The organism is Streptomyces sp. GL_141 (assembly GCF_057834385.1).
Genome location: NZ_CM174402.1, coordinates 7,639,109 through 7,655,686, shown reverse-complemented (window position 1 = coordinate 7,655,686; position 16,578 = coordinate 7,639,109). Strand labels below are relative to the sequence as shown.

General features: G+C 68.4%; 17 protein-coding genes. 9 read left to right on the top strand and 8 right to left on the bottom strand.

Features of this window, described 5'->3' with window-relative positions; genetic code table 11:
• Positions 1-5 precede the first annotated feature (5 nt).
• The 8 genes from AC3IX6_RS34140 (at position 6) to AC3IX6_RS34105 (ending at position 6,212) form a co-directional block, all read left to right on the top strand.
• The gene (locus tag AC3IX6_RS34140) at positions 6-287 is read left to right on the top strand and encodes a metal-sensitive transcriptional regulator (RefSeq protein ID WP_489367137.1); all 282 of its coding nucleotides are present in this window, start codon (positions 6-8) and stop codon (positions 285-287) included.
• Positions 288-466: 179 nt separating this feature from the next.
• On the top strand, positions 467-856 hold the full coding sequence (locus tag AC3IX6_RS34135) for a BlaI/MecI/CopY family transcriptional regulator (RefSeq protein WP_489367136.1): 390 nt from the start codon (positions 467-469) through the stop codon (positions 854-856).
• A complete protein-coding gene (locus AC3IX6_RS34130) occupies positions 853-1,764 on the top strand; it encodes a M56 family metallopeptidase (RefSeq protein WP_489367135.1) in 912 nt (303 codons plus the stop codon). The genes AC3IX6_RS34135 and AC3IX6_RS34130 overlap by 4 nt, the downstream gene beginning before the upstream one ends.
• Before the next feature lie 196 nt (positions 1,765-1,960).
• Positions 1,961-2,374, top strand: a complete 414-nt coding sequence (locus tag AC3IX6_RS34125; RefSeq protein ID WP_489367134.1) for a GNAT family N-acetyltransferase — start codon at positions 1,961-1,963, stop codon at positions 2,372-2,374.
• 222 nt (positions 2,375-2,596) lie between these two features.
• Complete coding sequence (locus tag AC3IX6_RS34120) at positions 2,597-3,454, top strand: class I SAM-dependent methyltransferase (protein WP_489367133.1); 858 nt, start codon at positions 2,597-2,599, stop codon at positions 3,452-3,454.
• Between the two features lie 118 nt (positions 3,455-3,572).
• Positions 3,573-4,010: a Fur family transcriptional regulator gene (locus AC3IX6_RS34115; RefSeq protein ID WP_489367132.1), complete on the top strand. Its 438-nt coding sequence runs from the start codon at positions 3,573-3,575 to the stop codon at positions 4,008-4,010.
• A 54-nt stretch (positions 4,011-4,064) separates the two neighbouring features.
• Positions 4,065-5,066: a helix-turn-helix transcriptional regulator gene (locus AC3IX6_RS34110; protein ID WP_489367131.1), complete on the top strand. Its 1,002-nt coding sequence runs from the start codon at positions 4,065-4,067 to the stop codon at positions 5,064-5,066.
• 93 nt (positions 5,067-5,159) lie between these two features.
• Positions 5,160-6,212: a helix-turn-helix transcriptional regulator gene (locus AC3IX6_RS34105; protein ID WP_489367130.1), complete on the top strand. Its 1,053-nt coding sequence runs from the start codon at positions 5,160-5,162 to the stop codon at positions 6,210-6,212.
• A gap of 116 nt (positions 6,213-6,328) precedes the next feature.
• On the opposite strand, the gene AC3IX6_RS34100 is transcribed toward AC3IX6_RS34105, so the two are convergent.
• From AC3IX6_RS34100 to asnB, 6 genes are all read right to left on the bottom strand, one after another.
• Positions 6,329-6,643, bottom strand: coding sequence for a hypothetical protein (locus AC3IX6_RS34100; protein ID WP_489367129.1), 315 nt, complete (start codon positions 6,641-6,643; stop codon positions 6,329-6,331).
• Positions 6,644-6,873: 230 nt separating this feature from the next.
• The gene (mshA, locus tag AC3IX6_RS34095; protein ID WP_489371647.1) at positions 6,874-8,172 is read right to left on the bottom strand and encodes a D-inositol-3-phosphate glycosyltransferase; all 1,299 of its coding nucleotides are present in this window, start codon (positions 8,170-8,172) and stop codon (positions 6,874-6,876) included.
• A 147-nt stretch (positions 8,173-8,319) separates the two neighbouring features.
• Positions 8,320-9,897 (bottom strand): class I tRNA ligase family protein, encoded by a 1,578-nt coding sequence (locus AC3IX6_RS34090; protein ID WP_489367128.1) that lies wholly within the window; start codon positions 9,895-9,897, stop codon positions 8,320-8,322.
• A 31-nt stretch (positions 9,898-9,928) separates the two neighbouring features.
• Entirely contained in the window at positions 9,929-10,666 is a 738-nt protein-coding gene (locus AC3IX6_RS34085; protein WP_489367127.1) for an SDR family oxidoreductase, read from the bottom strand.
• 131 nt (positions 10,667-10,797) lie between these two features.
• A complete protein-coding gene (locus AC3IX6_RS34080; RefSeq protein WP_489367126.1) occupies positions 10,798-11,586 on the bottom strand; it encodes a PrpF domain-containing protein in 789 nt (262 codons plus the stop codon).
• 136 nt (positions 11,587-11,722) lie between these two features.
• A complete protein-coding gene (asnB, locus tag AC3IX6_RS34075; RefSeq protein WP_489367125.1) occupies positions 11,723-13,522 on the bottom strand; it encodes an asparagine synthase (glutamine-hydrolyzing) in 1,800 nt (599 codons plus the stop codon).
• A 144-nt stretch (positions 13,523-13,666) separates the two neighbouring features.
• Here asnB and AC3IX6_RS34070 point away from each other — a divergent pair, with 144 nt between their 5' ends.
• The gene (locus AC3IX6_RS34070) at positions 13,667-14,410 is read left to right on the top strand and encodes a PIG-L deacetylase family protein (protein ID WP_266903811.1); all 744 of its coding nucleotides are present in this window, start codon (positions 13,667-13,669) and stop codon (positions 14,408-14,410) included.
• Between the two features lie 48 nt (positions 14,411-14,458).
• Here AC3IX6_RS34070 and AC3IX6_RS34065 read toward each other — a convergent pair whose 3' ends face one another.
• Together AC3IX6_RS34065 and ahcY are read right to left on the bottom strand one after the other, a co-directional pair.
• Positions 14,459-15,124 (bottom strand): maleylpyruvate isomerase family mycothiol-dependent enzyme, encoded by a 666-nt coding sequence (locus AC3IX6_RS34065; RefSeq protein WP_489367124.1) that lies wholly within the window; start codon positions 15,122-15,124, stop codon positions 14,459-14,461.
• Between the two features lie 5 nt (positions 15,125-15,129).
• A complete protein-coding gene (ahcY, locus tag AC3IX6_RS34060; protein WP_489367123.1) occupies positions 15,130-16,536 on the bottom strand; it encodes an adenosylhomocysteinase in 1,407 nt (468 codons plus the stop codon).
• Positions 16,537-16,578 lie beyond the last annotated feature (42 nt).

The following is a 16,578-nucleotide window of genomic DNA, read 5'->3' as shown; positions in this document are numbered from 1 at the left end:
CTCCCGTGGCCGGTTACGTACAGAGCAAGGAAGTCATCATCAGACGCCTGCGCCGAATCGAGGGACAGGTCCGAGGGGTCCAGCGGATGGTCGACAAGGACTCCTACTGCATCGACGTCCTCACGCAGGTTGCCGCGATCAACGCCGCATTGCAGTCGTGCGCGGTGGCCCTGCTGGACGAACACCTCAGCTGCTGCGTCACCGAGGCCATCACCGCGGGTGGGGACCAGGCGAAGGTGAAGGTGGGCGAGGCTTCGCAAGCCATCGCCCGGCTCATCCGGGCCTGATCTCACAGCCCGCACGCACGTCTCACGGACCGCCCCCGAGCGAAGAAGACCACGCTGCGGGGTCGGTCCGTGGTGTTGACGGCGCATCACACTACAATACCCACCGGGGGTATGTCGGTTCTTCGGTGGCGGCCCGTACGATGAGCCGCTCGCGAGGAGCGAGGGGCGAGGGGACGCGTGTGCGCCGACTGGGAGAGCTGGAAGCCGAGATCATGGACCGGGTGTGGCTGTGGGAACGCCCCACCACGGTCCGCGAGATCGTCGACGACATAAACCGGGGGCGCCAGGTCGCCTACACGACCGTCATGACGGTTGCCGACATCCTTCACCGCAAGGGATGGCTGCGTCGCGAGAAAGCCGGTCGCGCGTGGCTCTATGAGGCGGTCCGCAGTCGCGAGGAGTACACGGCAGGTCTCATGCAGGACGCACTCGGGGACAGCCAGAACCGCGAGGCCGCCCTCTTGCATTTCGTGGAACGCATGTCCCACGAGGACGTGGAAACGCTGGACGCCGTACTGCGCGCCGCCCGACGCGACCGCCCGGCCGGCGGCACCCGGTGCGGGCAATGAACCATCACGTCCTACCTCCCCTCGGACTCGCCCTCGCCACAGGCGCGTTGTTGCCCTGGACGCTGGCACGCGCCCGCTGGGCCCAGCAGGTTCCGCGACTGGCGCTCACCGTGTGGACGGCATGCGGCCTGATCTTCGCGCTCGCGGTGGCCCTGATCCCGGCACAACTGCTACTCCCCGGCAGGGTCAGCCACCGGATCGTCGACATGGCCCTGACCCTGACCCTCCCCTCTCTTCACCAGCTGAGACATGCGACCGGTCTCGAATACGCCGCAGCGGCTACCGCTCTCGCCGTCCTGGTATTGCCCGTCACCAGCTTCCTGCGTGAGGTCCTGAGGGCGCGTCGAGCCCGGTCCCGACACGCAGGACTGCTGCAGTTGGTCGGCCGCTACGACGCGAGGCTCGGAGCGACCGTCCTGGACGACCCACGCCCTGCGGTCTACTGCCTTCCCGGACGGTCGCGCCAGGTGGTGGTTTCGTCCGGGGCGGTCACTGCCCTGACGGAACCTCAGCTGGCCGCCGCCCTCTGCCACGAGCGGGCCCACATCGCCGGCCGCCATCATTTGCTCGTCGCGGCGGCCATGGCCTACGCAACCACCTTCCCCCGACTGCCGCTGGCCCGGCTCGGCGGAAGGGCCGTTCCACTCCTGCTGGAGATGGCCGCGGACGATCAAGCGATGCGTGCCGCTTCACGGGAGGCACTGGCCACGGCGCTCTACACTCTGGCAGTCGGACGATCACCGCGCGCGGCATTCGCGGCGAGCGGCCCCTCGGCAGCTCTGCGCATGCGCCGCATCCTCACTCCGCACCGTTCGGGACACCCCGTCCTGCGTGGGCTGTTCGCGGTCACGGCAGCGGCGGGCGCCATCACTCCGCTGATCCTCGCCTGTTGTTCGGTGCCGGGTTAGCAGCCCTACCCCCAACCACTCTAATTACTAAGCGAATTCGTAAGTTTGCCATCGACTTCCTTCGCTCGAATTCCCCGCTATTGTGGGCTCGTGCGAGCGCAGGACCGGGAACGGCGAGAGGTATGGACATATGCTGCTGGCTCACGTCCGGACGGCAGCATCTAACGACGCAGCATCAATCTCTCGACTTCTCGCCGTGGGGATTCGCGACAGCTACGGCGAAATTCTCGGACGGACCGACACCGAACGGCTGGTTTCCGACCAGTGCGCCCTGCCCCGTCTAAGAGCTGAAATCGAAATGCCCGGCGGGGCCCCGGGCTGGCTGGGCTGGCTGGTCGCCGTGGACCCGGACGGCAACATCCACGGTGTTGCCTCAGGCGGCGTCGCCGTTCCGACCCAGGGCGAGATATACGCCCTGTGCGCCGCTCCCGGCCGGCGCCGCAAGGGCGTGGGGACAGCACTGCTTGCGGCGGTCACCATACGGATGGTCGCGTACGGCGCCACCTCACAGCGGATAAGCCTTCCCGTCGACAAGGACCCTGCGCTGCCGTTCTTCATGCACCACGACTTCGCCCTCGTCACGCCTCTCCGGCTCGGCCGCACTCTCTGACCTGCCACTGGGTCATCGCCGCCACCCCGCATCGCTCCAGACCGTGGCAGATCCACGCCATCGCGTGTTCACGCAGCCCTTTCCGCTGGTCCGCCCCCGCACCACAGGACAGGATTTCCTCAACGGCGCGGCCCCGGCGGCACGGCACCTCGCCGGGACCGCTGGACCGAACGAGCCCCTGGAGGAGCGATGCACACACCGAGCGGCACTTCCCTGCCCGTCGTGCCTGCAGCGCTTGCGCCGGTCCTGCCGTCCGAATACACGGGACGGTGTGAGGCGCTGGGCACCAGCATCCACGCCACCGCGGAATACCTGCCCGGCCTCGAGTCGACCTCTCCCGTCGACAATGACTCGGTGTGGCTGCACGACGCGCTGCTCGGCCCCCACAGCGCCGACATCGTCCGCTACTTGAGGCTGGCTCGGGCCACTGGCGGCCCGGTCCTCGACCTCGGCTCCGGGGCTGGTCGACTCGCCGTTCCCTTCGCCCGGCACGGCTTCCTCGTCGAGGCCGTCGACCGGGACGCTTCGAGCCTGGAACGGCTCCAGACGTGGGGCCGGCGGATCGGGCCGCAGGTGTCGCAGCTGGTGATCCCCACCCGCGCCGACCTCGCGGAGCTGCACCTGCGGCGCACGTACCGTCTGGCGTTGCTCGCCGGGACGATGGTCTCTGCGGTTTCACCACGGGTCCGCCCCGAACTACTGCGCGAGATCGCATCACATCTGGACCCCGGCGGCGCGCTCGCCCTCGACTACACGGCGCACCAGCTGCGGGGGCTGTCCGAGGATCCCCACCGCACCTGGGCTTTCCATGTTCCCCGCTTCGACGGAATCGAGGAGTGGGTGGTGGCTCGCCAGGTCTTCGACCTGGCGGACATGAGCGAGCGCATCACGTACTGCGCGGTCCGGACGGGCAAGTCGAGTTCCGAGCGTGTGGTCCTGACCACCGACAAGTGGGTAATCGACCCGCAACGACTCACGGACGAGCTGCACGCGGCCGGACTCCGCATCGAGGGCCGACGCCGCCGCCGCATCGACGAGCGGACCGAGAGCGTGTTCCTCGTTTGTCGGGCCCACGCCTGACGACCACAGCGACCGACTCCGCCCACTCCTCTCCCAGTCGGGGAGGCAAGAGGTACGATGCCCTCAAACCTTTGGCCCGACCAGGTGATGGGCACCTGCTGACAGAGGTGGCGGAGGAGTGGCTGGCGTGCAGGTGTCAACGGACCGCGAGGCGGTGATCCAGCGCCTCCGCGACGTAGGACTGCGGGTCACAGGGCCCCGCCTGGAGGTGCTCCAGGTCATGGCAGCGGGTGGCCACATGGACGTCGAGACCATCACCGCGACCGCCCGTGAGCGGCTCGGCACCCTGACCAGCCAGGCCGTCTACGAGATGCTCCGCCACTTCCTCGATACGGGCTTGGCCACAAAGTTCGACCGCCCTGGACTGCCGGCCGTCTTCGAGATCTCAGGCACACCTCACCAGCATGCGCTCTGCGTGCGCTGTGGTCGGGTGGAGAACGTGGAATCCGAGGTGCCGAAAGCGATCGGCGAGGGTCTCGAGGAGTGGCAGATGGGTGAAGCGGATGTAGTGTTCAAGGGCTTGTGCCCCGACTGCCTCCGTGCGGCGGGGGATTGAGCCTGAGTCCGGAGGGGGTGCTGCACTCTGAGCAGGTACGGGATCGGTCCGCGAGTGGGCGACCAGACACTCGCGCTTTACCTCGAGCTTCGTGAGCGCCCGGAGTCCGGGGTCGAAAAGATCGGAGCCTCCCTCGGATTCTCGACCGAAGAGCGCGAGCGCTGCCTGGCCGAGCTTTCCGCGCTCGGCCTGCTTGATCATCACGGGGCCCGAGACAGCCGCGCTGCCGTCGAACCGGGGATCGCACTGCTCGGGCTCCTCCGAGCCGAACGGGAACGCCTGCAGAACCGGCTGATAGAGACCGGCCGCTTCCACGACACCCTGGACATTCTGGCTGGGCCCGTCTTGCGGGCCGGCGCCACACCCAAGCGTGAGGTCGGGGTCGAGATCGTGACCGACCTCAGCCGAGTCCTCCTGGAGCGAGCCGGAATCTCCGAGTCCGTGGCACACGACCGTCAGACCATGCATACAGGAGCGGTCGGTCGCGAGGACAGCGACCAGACCCTCGAAGAAGATCGACGACAGCTGGCGCGCGGCGTAAGGGTGCGAGCCATGTACGGCCGCCGCGCGGCCTCTGTACCGGACATGGCGCGGCACCTGCGAGATCGAGCCGAACTGGGGGTGGAAATAAGACTTTCCCCTGTAGTCCCGATGAACATGTTCCTCGCGGACGAGAATTTCGCCCTCCTACCCGTCGACCTGCACGATCTCTCCGCGGGCGCCATCATCGCGCGGGGATCCGCACTGGTCGGCTCGTACCTGGCGCTGTACGAGTACTGCTGGCATGGCGCGACGCCCCACGGGGAGGACTCCCCTAGCGAGCGCGGCGGCGACGGGCTGTCTGAACAGCAGGTAGCCGCACTTCACATGCTCGCCTCCGGCGTAAAGGACGAGGAGGTAGCCCGCAACCTGGGGGTGTCCCTGCGCACCGCGAGTCGCCTCCTCTCAGAAATCATGCAGGAGTTGGGGGCCGCGAGCCGCTTCGAGGCGGGGGTCAAGGCGGCCCGTCTCGGCTGGCTGGACGCGAGGAGCAGCACGCCGGAGGACCCTGCGTGAAGTGCCCCACAAGCCACCTCGGGGCCAGAAGTTCTTGTCCTGGTGTGTGACAAGGTGTGGCGGGCGTTCTTATGATCAGGGGGTCACTTCGCAATGTCGACGGGCGACGACAGCGGCGGTATCCAGTCGGCCGAGAGGGTTCTCGCGCTTTACCAGGAACTCCGCCAGCGCGGGGTGTCCAATCTCGACGAGGTCTTCGATGAGCTGAAGTTACCGCCGGAAGAGTACGAGCAGCGACGTGCGGAACTGATCGCCCTCGGCCTCATCGTGCCGACCAGCACCACCCACGCCACACGTGCCGATCTCCAGGCGGGCACCTGGGAGTCCGGACCGGATACGGTTGCCGTGGTCGACCCCGAGATCGCCCTTCTCCGCATGCTGCAGCAGGAGCGGGAGCGTCTCCGGGAGCATCTGGACGAGTCCGACCGCGCCTACGCCACCCTCGAAGCATTGGTGGGGAGATTTCTTCGGCCCGGCTCGCTGAACGGCTCCGAAGTCGAGGTAGAGCTCCTCAGTGACTACCGGAGGATCCAGCAGGCGCTGGAGGACATCACGGATGTCATCCAGCACAACCTCGCGTCCATGCACGTGACCGCCCTTGTGCGAGAGGTCGCGGACCGCGTACTGAGCCGGGATCTGAGGCAGATCGAGAACGGCGTGCGCATCCGCGCCGTCTACCACCAACGCATCACCGCATCCCCGGAGGCAGCCGAGATGCTGCGCCGCCGGGTAGAGGTGGGCGTCGAGATCCGACTGTCCCCCGCGGTCCCCATGAACATGATCATCGCGGATCAGCAGTTCGCCGTTCTCCCCGTCAGCCACGAGGACCGGGCCGCCGGCGCGATCCTGGCTCGCGGACCGGCGCTCGTCCGCTCGTATCTGGCGCTGTACGAGCACTGTTGGCACACGGCGACTCCGTACGGCGACGACGTCGCTGCCGAACGCGGCGGGGACGGCCTGTCCGAACAGCAGCGGGCCGCTCTCAGAATGCTGGCTTCGGGCATGAAGGACGAAAAAATCGCCCGAAGTCTGGGAGTCTCGCTGAGGACAGTGAGTCGAATGCTGTCCGAGGTGATGCAGGAGCTCGGTGCGTCGAGCCGCTTCGAGGCCGGCGTACGCGCCTATCGGCTCGGCTGGCTCGACTGATTCCTGCCCGATTCCGACCTGCACAGTGGCGAATGCTAACGCACCGCTTCGGACCGCAAGGCCGAAAAGCCCCGTGCTCGCCTGGAGCGGCGATCACGGGGCGCGCTTCGTCGGCGTCAATTGCCCGGAGCCACCGGGGCCGGCTCGGCGGAGTCCCAGCCGTTTCCGTTCGACGGAGTCGGAGACGGCACCGGGGTGTCGGCACCGTCCGCCGACGCCAGGGCCTGCTTGGCGGAGTCCCAGCCGTTTCCGTTCGACGGGCTCGGGGACGGAGCACCAGGGTCGGAACCCTCGGCCACCGAGCGCTGCGAAGCGGTCGCCGAGGGGGATACGGCGACCGCCGCTCCGCCGGCGACCGCGGTACAGAGCAGGAGCGCGAGGGCGAACTGGCCGGCCGTTTTGCGAATTCCGGTGGTGTGCCCAGCAGACATGATTCCTCCAGGAATGTGGAATGTGATTTCCGCCTTCGTAGGCCCCGTGCCGCCGGGCTCCCCTTGAAGACATCTCTATTCTTGTCGCACCCCCAAGGCTGAATCCAGCATTCCTCCATGCGTGGAAACGCCATGGCGTGGATGAGACAAGAGACGTCAACACGCCACGATCCTGCGAGAGTTCACACAGACGTTATAGTTCCAGTTCTTTGGTCAGACCAAAAGAAATGTTAGGCTGGTATTCCGGCCTTCTCCACCCTCCAGGAGGGAAGCGCCGGAGAGGCAGGAGCGTGCCGTCGCTCCTGCCTCATTTGCGTTCCGGCAGGCCGCTGCGCACACAGTGCGCGCCGGTACACCTCCAGCGTCCGCGTGGCCGCGGCCTGCCAGCTCATCGCCCGCGCATGGCGCACCGCGGCCCCGCCCATGCTCACGACGGCCTCGGGGTGCTGCGCGAACCACCGCAGGCGGCGGGCGTAGTCCACCGGATCGTGGCCGGGCACCAGCACTCCGGTCACCCCGTCCCACACCGCCGTCGACAGTCCACCGACGGCCGCCGCCAGTACGGGGGTTCCGCACGCCTGCGCCTCCAGCGCGACCAGCCCGAAGGACTCACTGCGCGAGGGCACCACGAGGACGTCCGCCGCCCGGTACCAGTCCGCCAGCTCCGCCTGCGCCACGGGCGGGAAGCACCGGAGTACGTCCGCCACCCCCAGCTCACGCGCCAGATCCCAGGGTCCGCCGGCCGGTCCGGCGCCCGAGTGTCCGCCGACCACCGGGACAAGAAGACGGCTGCGCAGCGCAGGGTCGGTCTTCAGGAGCTCGGCGACCGCTCTCACGAGCACGTCGGGCCCTTTGAGTGGCTGGATTCGTCCCGCGTACACGGGGATGAAGGCCCCGGTGGGCAACCCGAGTCGCGCCCGCGCCGCTGCCCGACCGTCACCGGGGCGGAAGGTGTTCAGATCCACGCCCGGTCGGACCACGTCGACACGAGGCGCCGACGCCCCGTAGAGGCCCCGCAACGCCCCTGCTTCGTCTGCCGTGTTGGCGATCAGCCTGTCCGCAGAGGCCGCGACTTGCTGCTCGCCCCGGATCCGCAGCTCGGGCTCGGGAGTGTCGCCGGCGGCGAGGGCGGCGTTCTTCACCAGGGCGAGGGTGTGTGCGGTGTGTACAAGCGGTATCCCCCAACCGGCGGCGGCGATGCGGCCGGCCTGGCCGGAGAGCCAGTAGTGGGAGTGGACCAGATCGTAGCGCCGCCTCTCCTTCATCAGCGCCAGCGAGAACGGCACCACCAGCCCCGGCATGTCCTCCTTGGGGAGGGCGGCGCGTGGCCCCGCGTGCAGATGGCGGACCCGTACACCCGGGGCGAGATCGACCTGGGGCGGCCGGCTCTCACCGCGACAGCGGGTGAAGAGGTCTACCTCAATGCCTTGTTCGGCGAGAGCGCGGGAGAGCTGAACCATGTAGACGTTCATGCCGCCCGCATCCCCGGTGCCGGGCTGGTGGAGCGGCGAGGTGTGGACACTGAGCATGGCGACGCGCAGAGACACGTGGAGCTCCTATGGGAACGGGCCACGTGCCCTGCGCCCGCCGCGTGGCCGGCCGGCGCGCCACGCGGCGAAGGGGGGAATCTTGCCGATTTACTGTCTTGCGTCAGGGGGCCTGCCGGGGCCGCCCGGTCAGAAGCCGAAAATCGGACCCGACGGTGGGGCCAGCCGGCTGCCGGGCGGGAGCGGGGCGAGTGCCGCATCGGATACGGGGCGCCCGGGCGCCGCCTTGAGCGCCGCCGCCAGACGGTCCGCGCCCTCCGGCATCACCGGCCGGGCCCAGGCGCTCAGTGCAGAGGCCACCATCAGTTGGGCGGACAGGGCCGGCAGATTACGACAGTCTGCCGCGGGGCGGCATGTCTCGTGGGCGTTGACGTGGCCGAAGTCGGACACCAAGCGGACGATTTCATCGAGCACGGCGACCGCCCTGCGGGGATCGAAGGTGTCAGGGCCGTACGCCTCACGCAGATCCTCCACCGCCCTCAGCAGTCGCCGCGCCAGAACGTCCCAGCCGGTACCACCGGGTAGCACCGCGGGAGCCAGGCCCGTGCTCTCTGCCCGTACCGCCGCGAACAGCCGGGACAACCAGCTGTTCCAGTTCTCGTCCAACTCCTTTCGGGCAGCACCGAGCCGGTCGGCATGGAACACCGTCCGCCGGCCCAGCGGGCGAGCCTGCAGGACGTGCCGGCGGAGCGTGTCGGACCCGTACTCGGTAAGGAGGTCCAGCGCCCACACCTTGTGATCGGAGCCGGAGACGATGGCCTTGTCCTCGATGACGAACGACTCGTTCACACAGAATTCCTGTGGAAGCTTGATGCCCTGGGACAAGAGAATGACCGGCAGCAAGACGGCGTGGCAAAAGGCGTGGCCGAACCCACAGAAGTGGATGGTGCGTTCGGGCAGCGGCCGGTCGTTGCCGTAGCCGAAGAGATGCATCGCGGCTGCCTCGAAGCAGCCGTCGATCCGGTGTTCGGGGAAGCCGTCCACCGGGACGCTCAGCCCCCACTCCGCCGGATGCGAAACGGCGATGTCCGGCAGACCGTCCTCGACCAGCGACTCGCACAGTGCGGCGAGGCGGGGCGGCAGGCCGGTGGCGGCCCAGTAGTCGGCGAGTGTTTCGCGGAAGGGTTCCAGCGGGATGTAGAGGCGGCGGCAGCGCCGGGGCACTGCCGGGGTGGCACACACGGCGCAGTGGGGCTCAACGAGGTCCCCGCCGTCGTTGGGGCGGGCGCACTCGTGGCACATCCCGCCATCGCTGACGGCTGCGCAGTGCGGGCAGGACCCCGTGACGTGCGCGCCGTACAGCCAACGGTCACACGGCTCGCAGTACGGCAGTAGCCTCGTACGCGCGGCGATGACGCCTTCCGCGTGCAGCCGCTGGAAGAGATCCGCCACCCAGCGCCCGTATCCCCGGTCCTGACGCGGGCGCACGACGTGATCGAATTCGATGCCCGAGCGCAGCCAGTCCGCGGTGATCGCGGCCCGGTAGCCCTCGGAGACCTCCTCCGGCTTGCGACCGGCCCGCAGTGCGCGTACGTGTACGGAGCTGGTGTGGTCGGCGGTACCGGTGGTGAACAGGACCGGTTCGCCCTCGGCTCGCAGGTAGCGGGACAGAACATCGGCGGCGACGTACGGTCCCGCAAGGTGACCGATGTGGAGTTCACCGTGTGTGGCGGGCGGGGTCGCGGTGATCCAGAAGGGGGTGCTCATGGGACCTCCTTGACGCTGTGGTGCGAAGTGCTCAGCGAGGCTCGAAATGGAAGGAGCGGATGAAACAGTCACGCGGCTGCTCGACGGCGTAGACGATGCATTCGAAGAGGGCCTGGGTGGTGAGCTTCTCGTCGCGCATCGCGTCGTCCGCCTTGATTCCGTCCCACTCGGCGAATCGCGGGTCGGAAGTGGAGAAGTCGGGGGGATAGAGGGAGAACACCCGGACACCGGAAGGCCTCAGTCGCTGTGAAAGGATGTCGGCGAAACCGGCCTGCGCACTCTTGGCTGTCCAGAACGCCTCGTGTGCCGCCGCCGCGGAGGATCCGCCGGCGTCCCGTACGGCGACCATGTTGACGATGTCGGGGCGCTGGGACGACCTCAGAAGCGGCAGGAAGTGTTTGACCATCAGGACCGTGCCGCCGGCCGTGGACTCGATGGTCTCCACGATCGCGTCGTCCGACGCGTCCTCCAGATCGACGGCGTCCAGCCAACGGGCACCGTTGTTGACCAGCAGGTCCACCCGGTCGGTGTGTTCGCCGACCTGACGGGCGAACTCCCTGATCTCCGCCGGTCGGCTGAGGTCGCAGCCGAAGGCATGGATACGGTCGCGTGCGGACCCCATGACCTCGGCACGGGTTCGCTCGGCCAACTCCACGGTCCGCGCCGAGACGTACACCTCGGCTCCCAAATGCGCGAATCCGATGGCGAGCGCCCGGCCGAAATGGCGCGAGGCACCCGTGACGACAACACTCAGATTTTCGAATTTCATTCTTCGCTCGGTCTCCCCGCTGGGATGCGAATGCGGTCGAATTCACGACGCCCGTCCGGTAATCCGGACGGGGGCTCCACATCAGCGTGACAGAGACAGGAAGCGGGGAGTCCCCCAGAAGGGTTGCGCATTCACGCCGTTGCGTGGATACGCCACGGCAGCTCCAGCCGTCGGAGAACGGTCGCGCGCTTGTGGTGCACGCTGACCCGGTTGGGCGTGGAGGAGACCGTGACCGGGCCGCCGGGAGTGTCGACGACTCCGTCGAGCGGGCGCACGACCGTACCGCACAGCGCGGCCGCCGCGGCGAGGGCAGTGGCACCGGTGAGCGCGAGCGAGGGATGCCAACCCCCGACGGTGACGGCACGCACAGCGGGGGTGGCCGCGGAGTAGTCGACAGCAGCGATCTTGGGCAGGGCGGAGTGGGGCGGGTGTCCCAGCACCTCGGCGGCGAGGGCTCGCAGGGCCAGGAGCCGGCGCAGTACCGTCTCCCCGCTGGCGAAGAGCTGGTCGCGGCTACGGATCCCCAGGTCGCGGGCGTCCACGAAGACATACGGGTTTCCGTACTTCACCAGGGAAACGGGAACGCCGTCGAGCCGGTCGAGGGGCCGGCCCGTAGGCAGCACGCCCGGTGCGTCCGGCGCCCGCAAGAAGTGCAGCGTGTAAATGTCTGTAGCCCCTCCGCGAGGCTGTTCCGACACGCAGACGACCTCGTCTCCGGTCGTGACGGCCCGCACGGTGACAGCACCGGACGACCCGGCGGCGGCTACACAGGCAAGCAGGGAGTGACCGCACCCGGTACGGAAGTCGAAACTGCCGTCCGGCATGGCCTGGACGAAGCGATAGTCCAGGTCCGTGCCGGGCGCGCCCGAGGGCCCGTAGAGGGCGATCTTGGCGAGGCGGTCGTAGCCAGACCCCTCCAAGCTCTCCCGAAGGGCGCGGAGTTCCGTATGTAACGCCAGTGCGCCTAGGGGCAGTTCGGACAGCTCCACGACCAGGGTGGGGCCGGGAGCCCCCGCGGCCCTCACCACTGTCGCGATCACGGGACGACCGCTCCGTTCACGCGGCGCATCCGACCGGGATACCCATCCCCCGGACGACTTCTGTCCACAGTTCGTGGGTGGCCAGCGCCCACAGGGTGAGCGCGTCCTGGTCCGAAGGCCGTTCCAGTTGCCGGGCGAGCAGGCGCTGCACCCGGTCGGGCCGGACCTGGCCGCCCCGCAAGAGCCGGTCCGGAGACAAGAGCTCCCGCACGGGCTCGAGGAGGGGACTACCAGGGCTGAGCATCGCGGTCACGGGCAGGGTGAAGGGCTGCTTGGGCCGGTTCAGCACGGTGGCGGGCAGCAGGTCGCGCCCGGCCTCGTACAGCGCTGACTTCCCGCGTCGAGCGGCCGAAGGGAGCCCCCGGGCGTGCGCGGCGACAGCGGGCTGACAGAACGGCATCCGGGCCTCGACCGCCCACGCCATGCTCAGGTGGTCGACTCGGCGAAGGTGGTAGGCGGGCAGCCGCCAGCGGGTCTCGAACGAGGTGATCGCGGTGAGCCGGTCCGTACGCACGGAGCGAAGCTCCCGCACGATGCGGTCGGCAGCCGAACCTTCCTCGGCGATGTAGGCCCGGTACGCGGGGGTGTAGAGGTATTCGCGGAGCATCCTGGGTGCCGCGGACAACGCATCGGCGTACGAGGCGGCCCAGTCACCACCCGCAGGGGCCTCCAGGGCCTCCCGCATCCGGGCATATCCACCGAACAGCTCGTCGGCACCGTCCCCGGTGAGAGCGACGGTGAAGCCGGCCTCTCGCACGGCCCGGAAGAGGGCGTACGTACTCAGGGCGATGGGGTCGGCGTTCGGCTGCCCCAGATGCCGGGTGGCGCGGGTGAGCAGTGATCCCAGCTCCCCGGGATCCAGCGCCACTTCGTGGTGGACGGTCCGGGCCTGCCGGGCGACGGCGCGGGCATGGATGTGCTCCGAGCCCGGCCATCGGCCCTGGTAGGTGAGATGGAAGGTGTGCAGGGACGGCGCACCGGTTTCACGCGCGCACTCTGCTGCCAGCGCGGTCACCAGGCCGGAGTCGAGACCACCGCTCGTGAGGGCACAGACCGGCACATCGGCTCGGGCGAGGCGTCGCACTTCGCGGCGCAACACGTCCTCGGTGCCGAAGCCGGCCTCTGACGGCGCCGCCGGCTGCATGGGCCGCCGCCGTACGGCCGGTTCCCGCCCAGGGCTGACGACAGCGGTCGCGCCCGGGGGCATGACACTGATGCCTTCCAGGGCAGTCTGCGTGGAGAAGGGCGTCCGTGTGGCCAGGACCGTGTCGAGGGTGTCGGCGCGCGGAGTGATCCGTACCCCTTCGAAGGCCAGGAGTGCCGGGATTTCGGAGGCGAAGCGGAAGGAACGGTCCGCGCCCCGGTGATAGTGGATGGGTTTCATCCCCATGGGGTCGACGGCCAGGACGAGCAGGGGGCTCGCCCTCAGGTCGAGGACGGCCACGGCGAACATCCCATCGAGCCGCTCGGCGAAGGCCGGCCCGTACTCGGCGTAGAGCGCGGGCAGCAAGGTGCCGTCGCACATGTCGGGAAAGCGGTGGCCACGGGTCGCGAGCTCACGCCGGAGCGCGCGGTGGTTGTAGATCTCGCCGTTGAGTACGGCGACGATTCCGGGCAAGTGGGGCAGCCGATAAGGCTGCCGACCACCGCGGAGGTCGGTCACGGCGAGCCGGTCACACCCGAGCGACCAGCCGGCCCCGCTGAGCACGCCGTGCTCGTCGGGACCACCGTGCCGCTGGCGGGCGGAGACCGCGGCGAGCTCGCCCGGGTCGGGGCGCGCCGCGCCGGCCGAGAAGGAGCCGAAAATCCTGCACATGCCGGTGCCTCCGGATTCCATGCATACGCGATTCAATCAATTATTTGAAGCTACCAATTTTTTGTCTGGCGTAGAAGTGTCATGTCGCAAGTACGCCAGACGAGTTGCCTTGCAAGCGGCAACCAGGCACAACAGGCTGAGCCCATGGAGCACTTCGCGACCGATCTAACAGACCGCAGCGCCCCGGAATCCCTGCTGGTGGTGGCCGCACACCCGGACGACATCGAGTTCTGTGTCAGCGGCACGGTCATGCGGTGGATCGCCCAGGGCACGACGCGGGTCACGTACTGCATCGTCACCGACGGCGGGGCCGGCGGATACGACGAGCAGCTCCCCCGCCAAGCGATGGGGGACCTCCGGCGAGCCGAACAGGTGCACTCGGCCAAGCGGAGCGGCGTCGAGGACGTCCGCTTCCTCGGCTACCCCGACAGCTTCGTCGAACCGAGCGTCGAGCTGCGCCGCGACCTCTGCCGGGTGATCCGACAGGTGCGCCCGCAGCGCGCCGTCATCCCCAGTCCGGAGATCAACTGGGCCCGCGTAGCCGACCTGCACCCGGACCATCGCGCGGTCGGCGATGCCGCCCTACGTGCGATCTACCCCGAGGCCCGCAATCCCTTCGCGCATCCCTCCCTCCTCAAGGAGGAAGGACTGGAGCCCTGGATCGTGCCAGAGCTGTGGCTGATGACCGGCCCCACGCCGAACCAGTACATCGACGTGACCCCCGTCTTCGAACGCAAGGTCGAGGCTCTGCGGATCCACACCTCACAGACGGCCCATTTCGACGACCTGGCGGGGCTGCTACGGGACTGGTTGGGGGAACACGCAAGGGCAGCGGGACTGCCGGCGGGCCGGATGGCAGAAGCCTTCCAGGTAGTGAAGATCGAATGAGGCCCCGGTCCGTCCGCCTGCCATGACGGACGGACCGGCTCGGGTTCGTCAGCGGTAGATGAGCAGTTCTTGTTCTGTCGCGTCCGTGAGTTCGTAACGGGTCGCGACCAGCGGACGGCCCGAGTAGAGGCGAATCAGCGTCGCCGCGTCGCCGTGGAAACGGGCCGCGGGCCGTCCCTCAATCTTGTTGCCCAAGACCAAGAGGTCGTCCAGACCATTGAGCTGTGCGACCAGCCGAGGTGTCTCCCGCTTGCGGCTAGTGATGCGGAGGAGAGGCAGGGCAAGTGTCAGGCTGTCCCCGCTGTAAGCTCCCGGCTCCCCGAACGCGTCACGGACATCGCCGGCATGGACCCACTCCCCCAGCGCCACCGCGTCCAGCGTGCCGTCGCCCGCCGCGATCTCCGGGCCGGCCTCGGTGAAGCCCCGCTCCAACTCGTCAAGGATTTGGGCCAACGGCCAGTGTTCGCGTTCGGCGACGTCCGCCGCGTTGGCCTCGGGGAGGAACACGCCCTCTTCCAACCGTCCTTCGACAATCCGCACCAGGGCCGCCGCGCAGTGGGCGAGCACCTGCCGGGCCGTCCAGCCAGGGCAGGCCGTGCGTAGCGCGTATGCCTCCGGGGGGGTTCGACGCAACAGCGGCATCAACGCGTCGCGTTCGGTTCGCAATAGCCGGTCCGGAAGCCAAGGGTCACGTATCTCGTCGAGAACTGTCATGGGGCTCAGTAGCGGTAGTGGTCGGGCTTGTAGGGGCCGCTGACGTCCACGCCGATGTACGCGGCCTGCTCGGGGCGCAGGGTCGTCAGCTTCACGCCGAGGGCGTCGAGGTGCAGGCGGGCGACCTTCTCGTCGAGGTGCTTGGGGAGCACGTAGACGTCGGTGGAGTACTCCTCGGGCTTGGTGAAGAGCTCGATCTGGGCCAGGGTCTGGTCCGCGAAGGAGTTCGACATCACGAAGGACGGGTGACCGGTCGCGTTGCCGAGGTTCAGCAGACGGCCCTCGGACAGCACGATCAGGACCTTGCCGTCGGGGAACTTCCAGGTGTGGACCTGCGGCTTGACCTCGTCCTTGACGATGCCCTCGACGGCCGCGAGGCCGGCCATGTCGATCTCGTTGTCGAAGTGGCCGATGTTGCCCACGATCGCCTGGTGCTTCATCTTGGCCATGTCCGCGGCCATGATGATGTCCTTGTTACCGGTCGTCGTGATGAAGATGTCGGCGATCTCCACCACGTCGTCCAGCGTCGCAACCTGGTATCCGTCCATCGCGGCCTGCAGGGCGCAGATCGGGTCGATCTCGGTGACGATGACGCGGGCGCCCTGGCCGCGCAGGGACTCCGCGGAGCCCTTGCCGACGTCGCCGTAGCCGCAGACGACGGCGACCTTGCCGCCGATCAGGACATCCGTGGCGCGGTTGATGCCGTCGATCAGGGAGTGGCGGCAGCCGTACTTGTTGTCGAACTTCGACTTCGTCACGGCATCGTTCACGTTGATCGCCGGGAACAGCAGCGCGCCGGCCTGCTGCATCTCGTACAGGCGGTGGACGCCCGTCGTGGTCTCCTCCGTGACACCGCGGATCTCCGAGGCCAGCTCGGTCCACTTCAGGGACGTGCGGTGCAGCAGATCCAGGACGACGCGCATCTCGTCGTTCTCGGCGGTCGAGGGGTCGGGGATGCTTCCGGCCTTCTCGTACTCGACGCCCTTGTGGACCAGCAGGGTGGCGTCACCGCCGTCGTCCAGGATCATGTTGGGACCCGCGTGCCCGGGCCAGGTCAGCGCCTGCTCGGTGCACCACCAGTACTCCTCCAGCGTCTCGCCCTTCCAGGCGAAGACCGGGATGCCGGCGGCGGCTACGGCGGCCGCCGCGTGGTCCTGGGTGGAGAAGATGTTGCACGAGACCCAGCGGACGTCCGCGCCCAGGGCGACGAGCGTCTCGATGAGCACGGCCGTCTGCACCGTCATGTGCAGGGAGCCGGTGATCCGGGCCCCGGCCAGCGGCTGCGCCGCCGCGTACTCTCGGCGGATGGACATCAGGCCGGGCATCTCGTGCTCGGCGAGGGTGATCTCCTTGCGCCCGAAGGCGGCGAGGGAAAGGTCTGCGACCTTGAAATCGGTGAATTCAGCAGGCATGAAGAACGCTCCTCGTGCTCCGGTCGGTGCAATGGGCCGCGG

Excerpts from the sequence above, each read along its gene's own strand:
- AC3IX6_RS34065 (WP_489367124.1), bottom strand. The coding sequence starts at position 15,124 with ATGACAGTTCTCGACGAGATACGTGACCCTTGGCTTCCGGACCGGCTA.
- mshA (WP_489371647.1), bottom strand. The coding sequence starts at position 8,172 with ATGCTCAGTGTCCACACCTCGCCGCTCCACCAGCCCGGCACCGGGGAT.
- AC3IX6_RS34090 (WP_489367128.1), bottom strand. The coding sequence starts at position 9,897 with ATGAGCACCCCCTTCTGGATCACCGCGACCCCGCCCGCCACACACGGT.
- AC3IX6_RS34085 (WP_489367127.1), bottom strand. The coding sequence starts at position 10,666 with ATGAAATTCGAAAATCTGAGTGTTGTCGTCACGGGTGCCTCGCGCCAT.
- AC3IX6_RS34070 (WP_266903811.1), top strand. The coding sequence starts at position 13,667 with ATGGAGCACTTCGCGACCGATCTAACAGACCGCAGCGCCCCGGAATCC.
- ahcY (WP_489367123.1), bottom strand. The coding sequence starts at position 16,536 with ATGCCTGCTGAATTCACCGATTTCAAGGTCGCAGACCTTTCCCTCGCC.
- AC3IX6_RS34130 (WP_489367135.1), top strand. The coding sequence starts at position 853 with ATGAACCATCACGTCCTACCTCCCCTCGGACTCGCCCTCGCCACAGGC.
- AC3IX6_RS34105 (WP_489367130.1), top strand. The coding sequence starts at position 5,160 with ATGTCGACGGGCGACGACAGCGGCGGTATCCAGTCGGCCGAGAGGGTT.
- asnB (WP_489367125.1), bottom strand. The coding sequence starts at position 13,522 with ATGTGCAGGATTTTCGGCTCCTTCTCGGCCGGCGCGGCGCGCCCCGAC.
- AC3IX6_RS34100 (WP_489367129.1), bottom strand. The coding sequence starts at position 6,643 with ATGTCTGCTGGGCACACCACCGGAATTCGCAAAACGGCCGGCCAGTTC.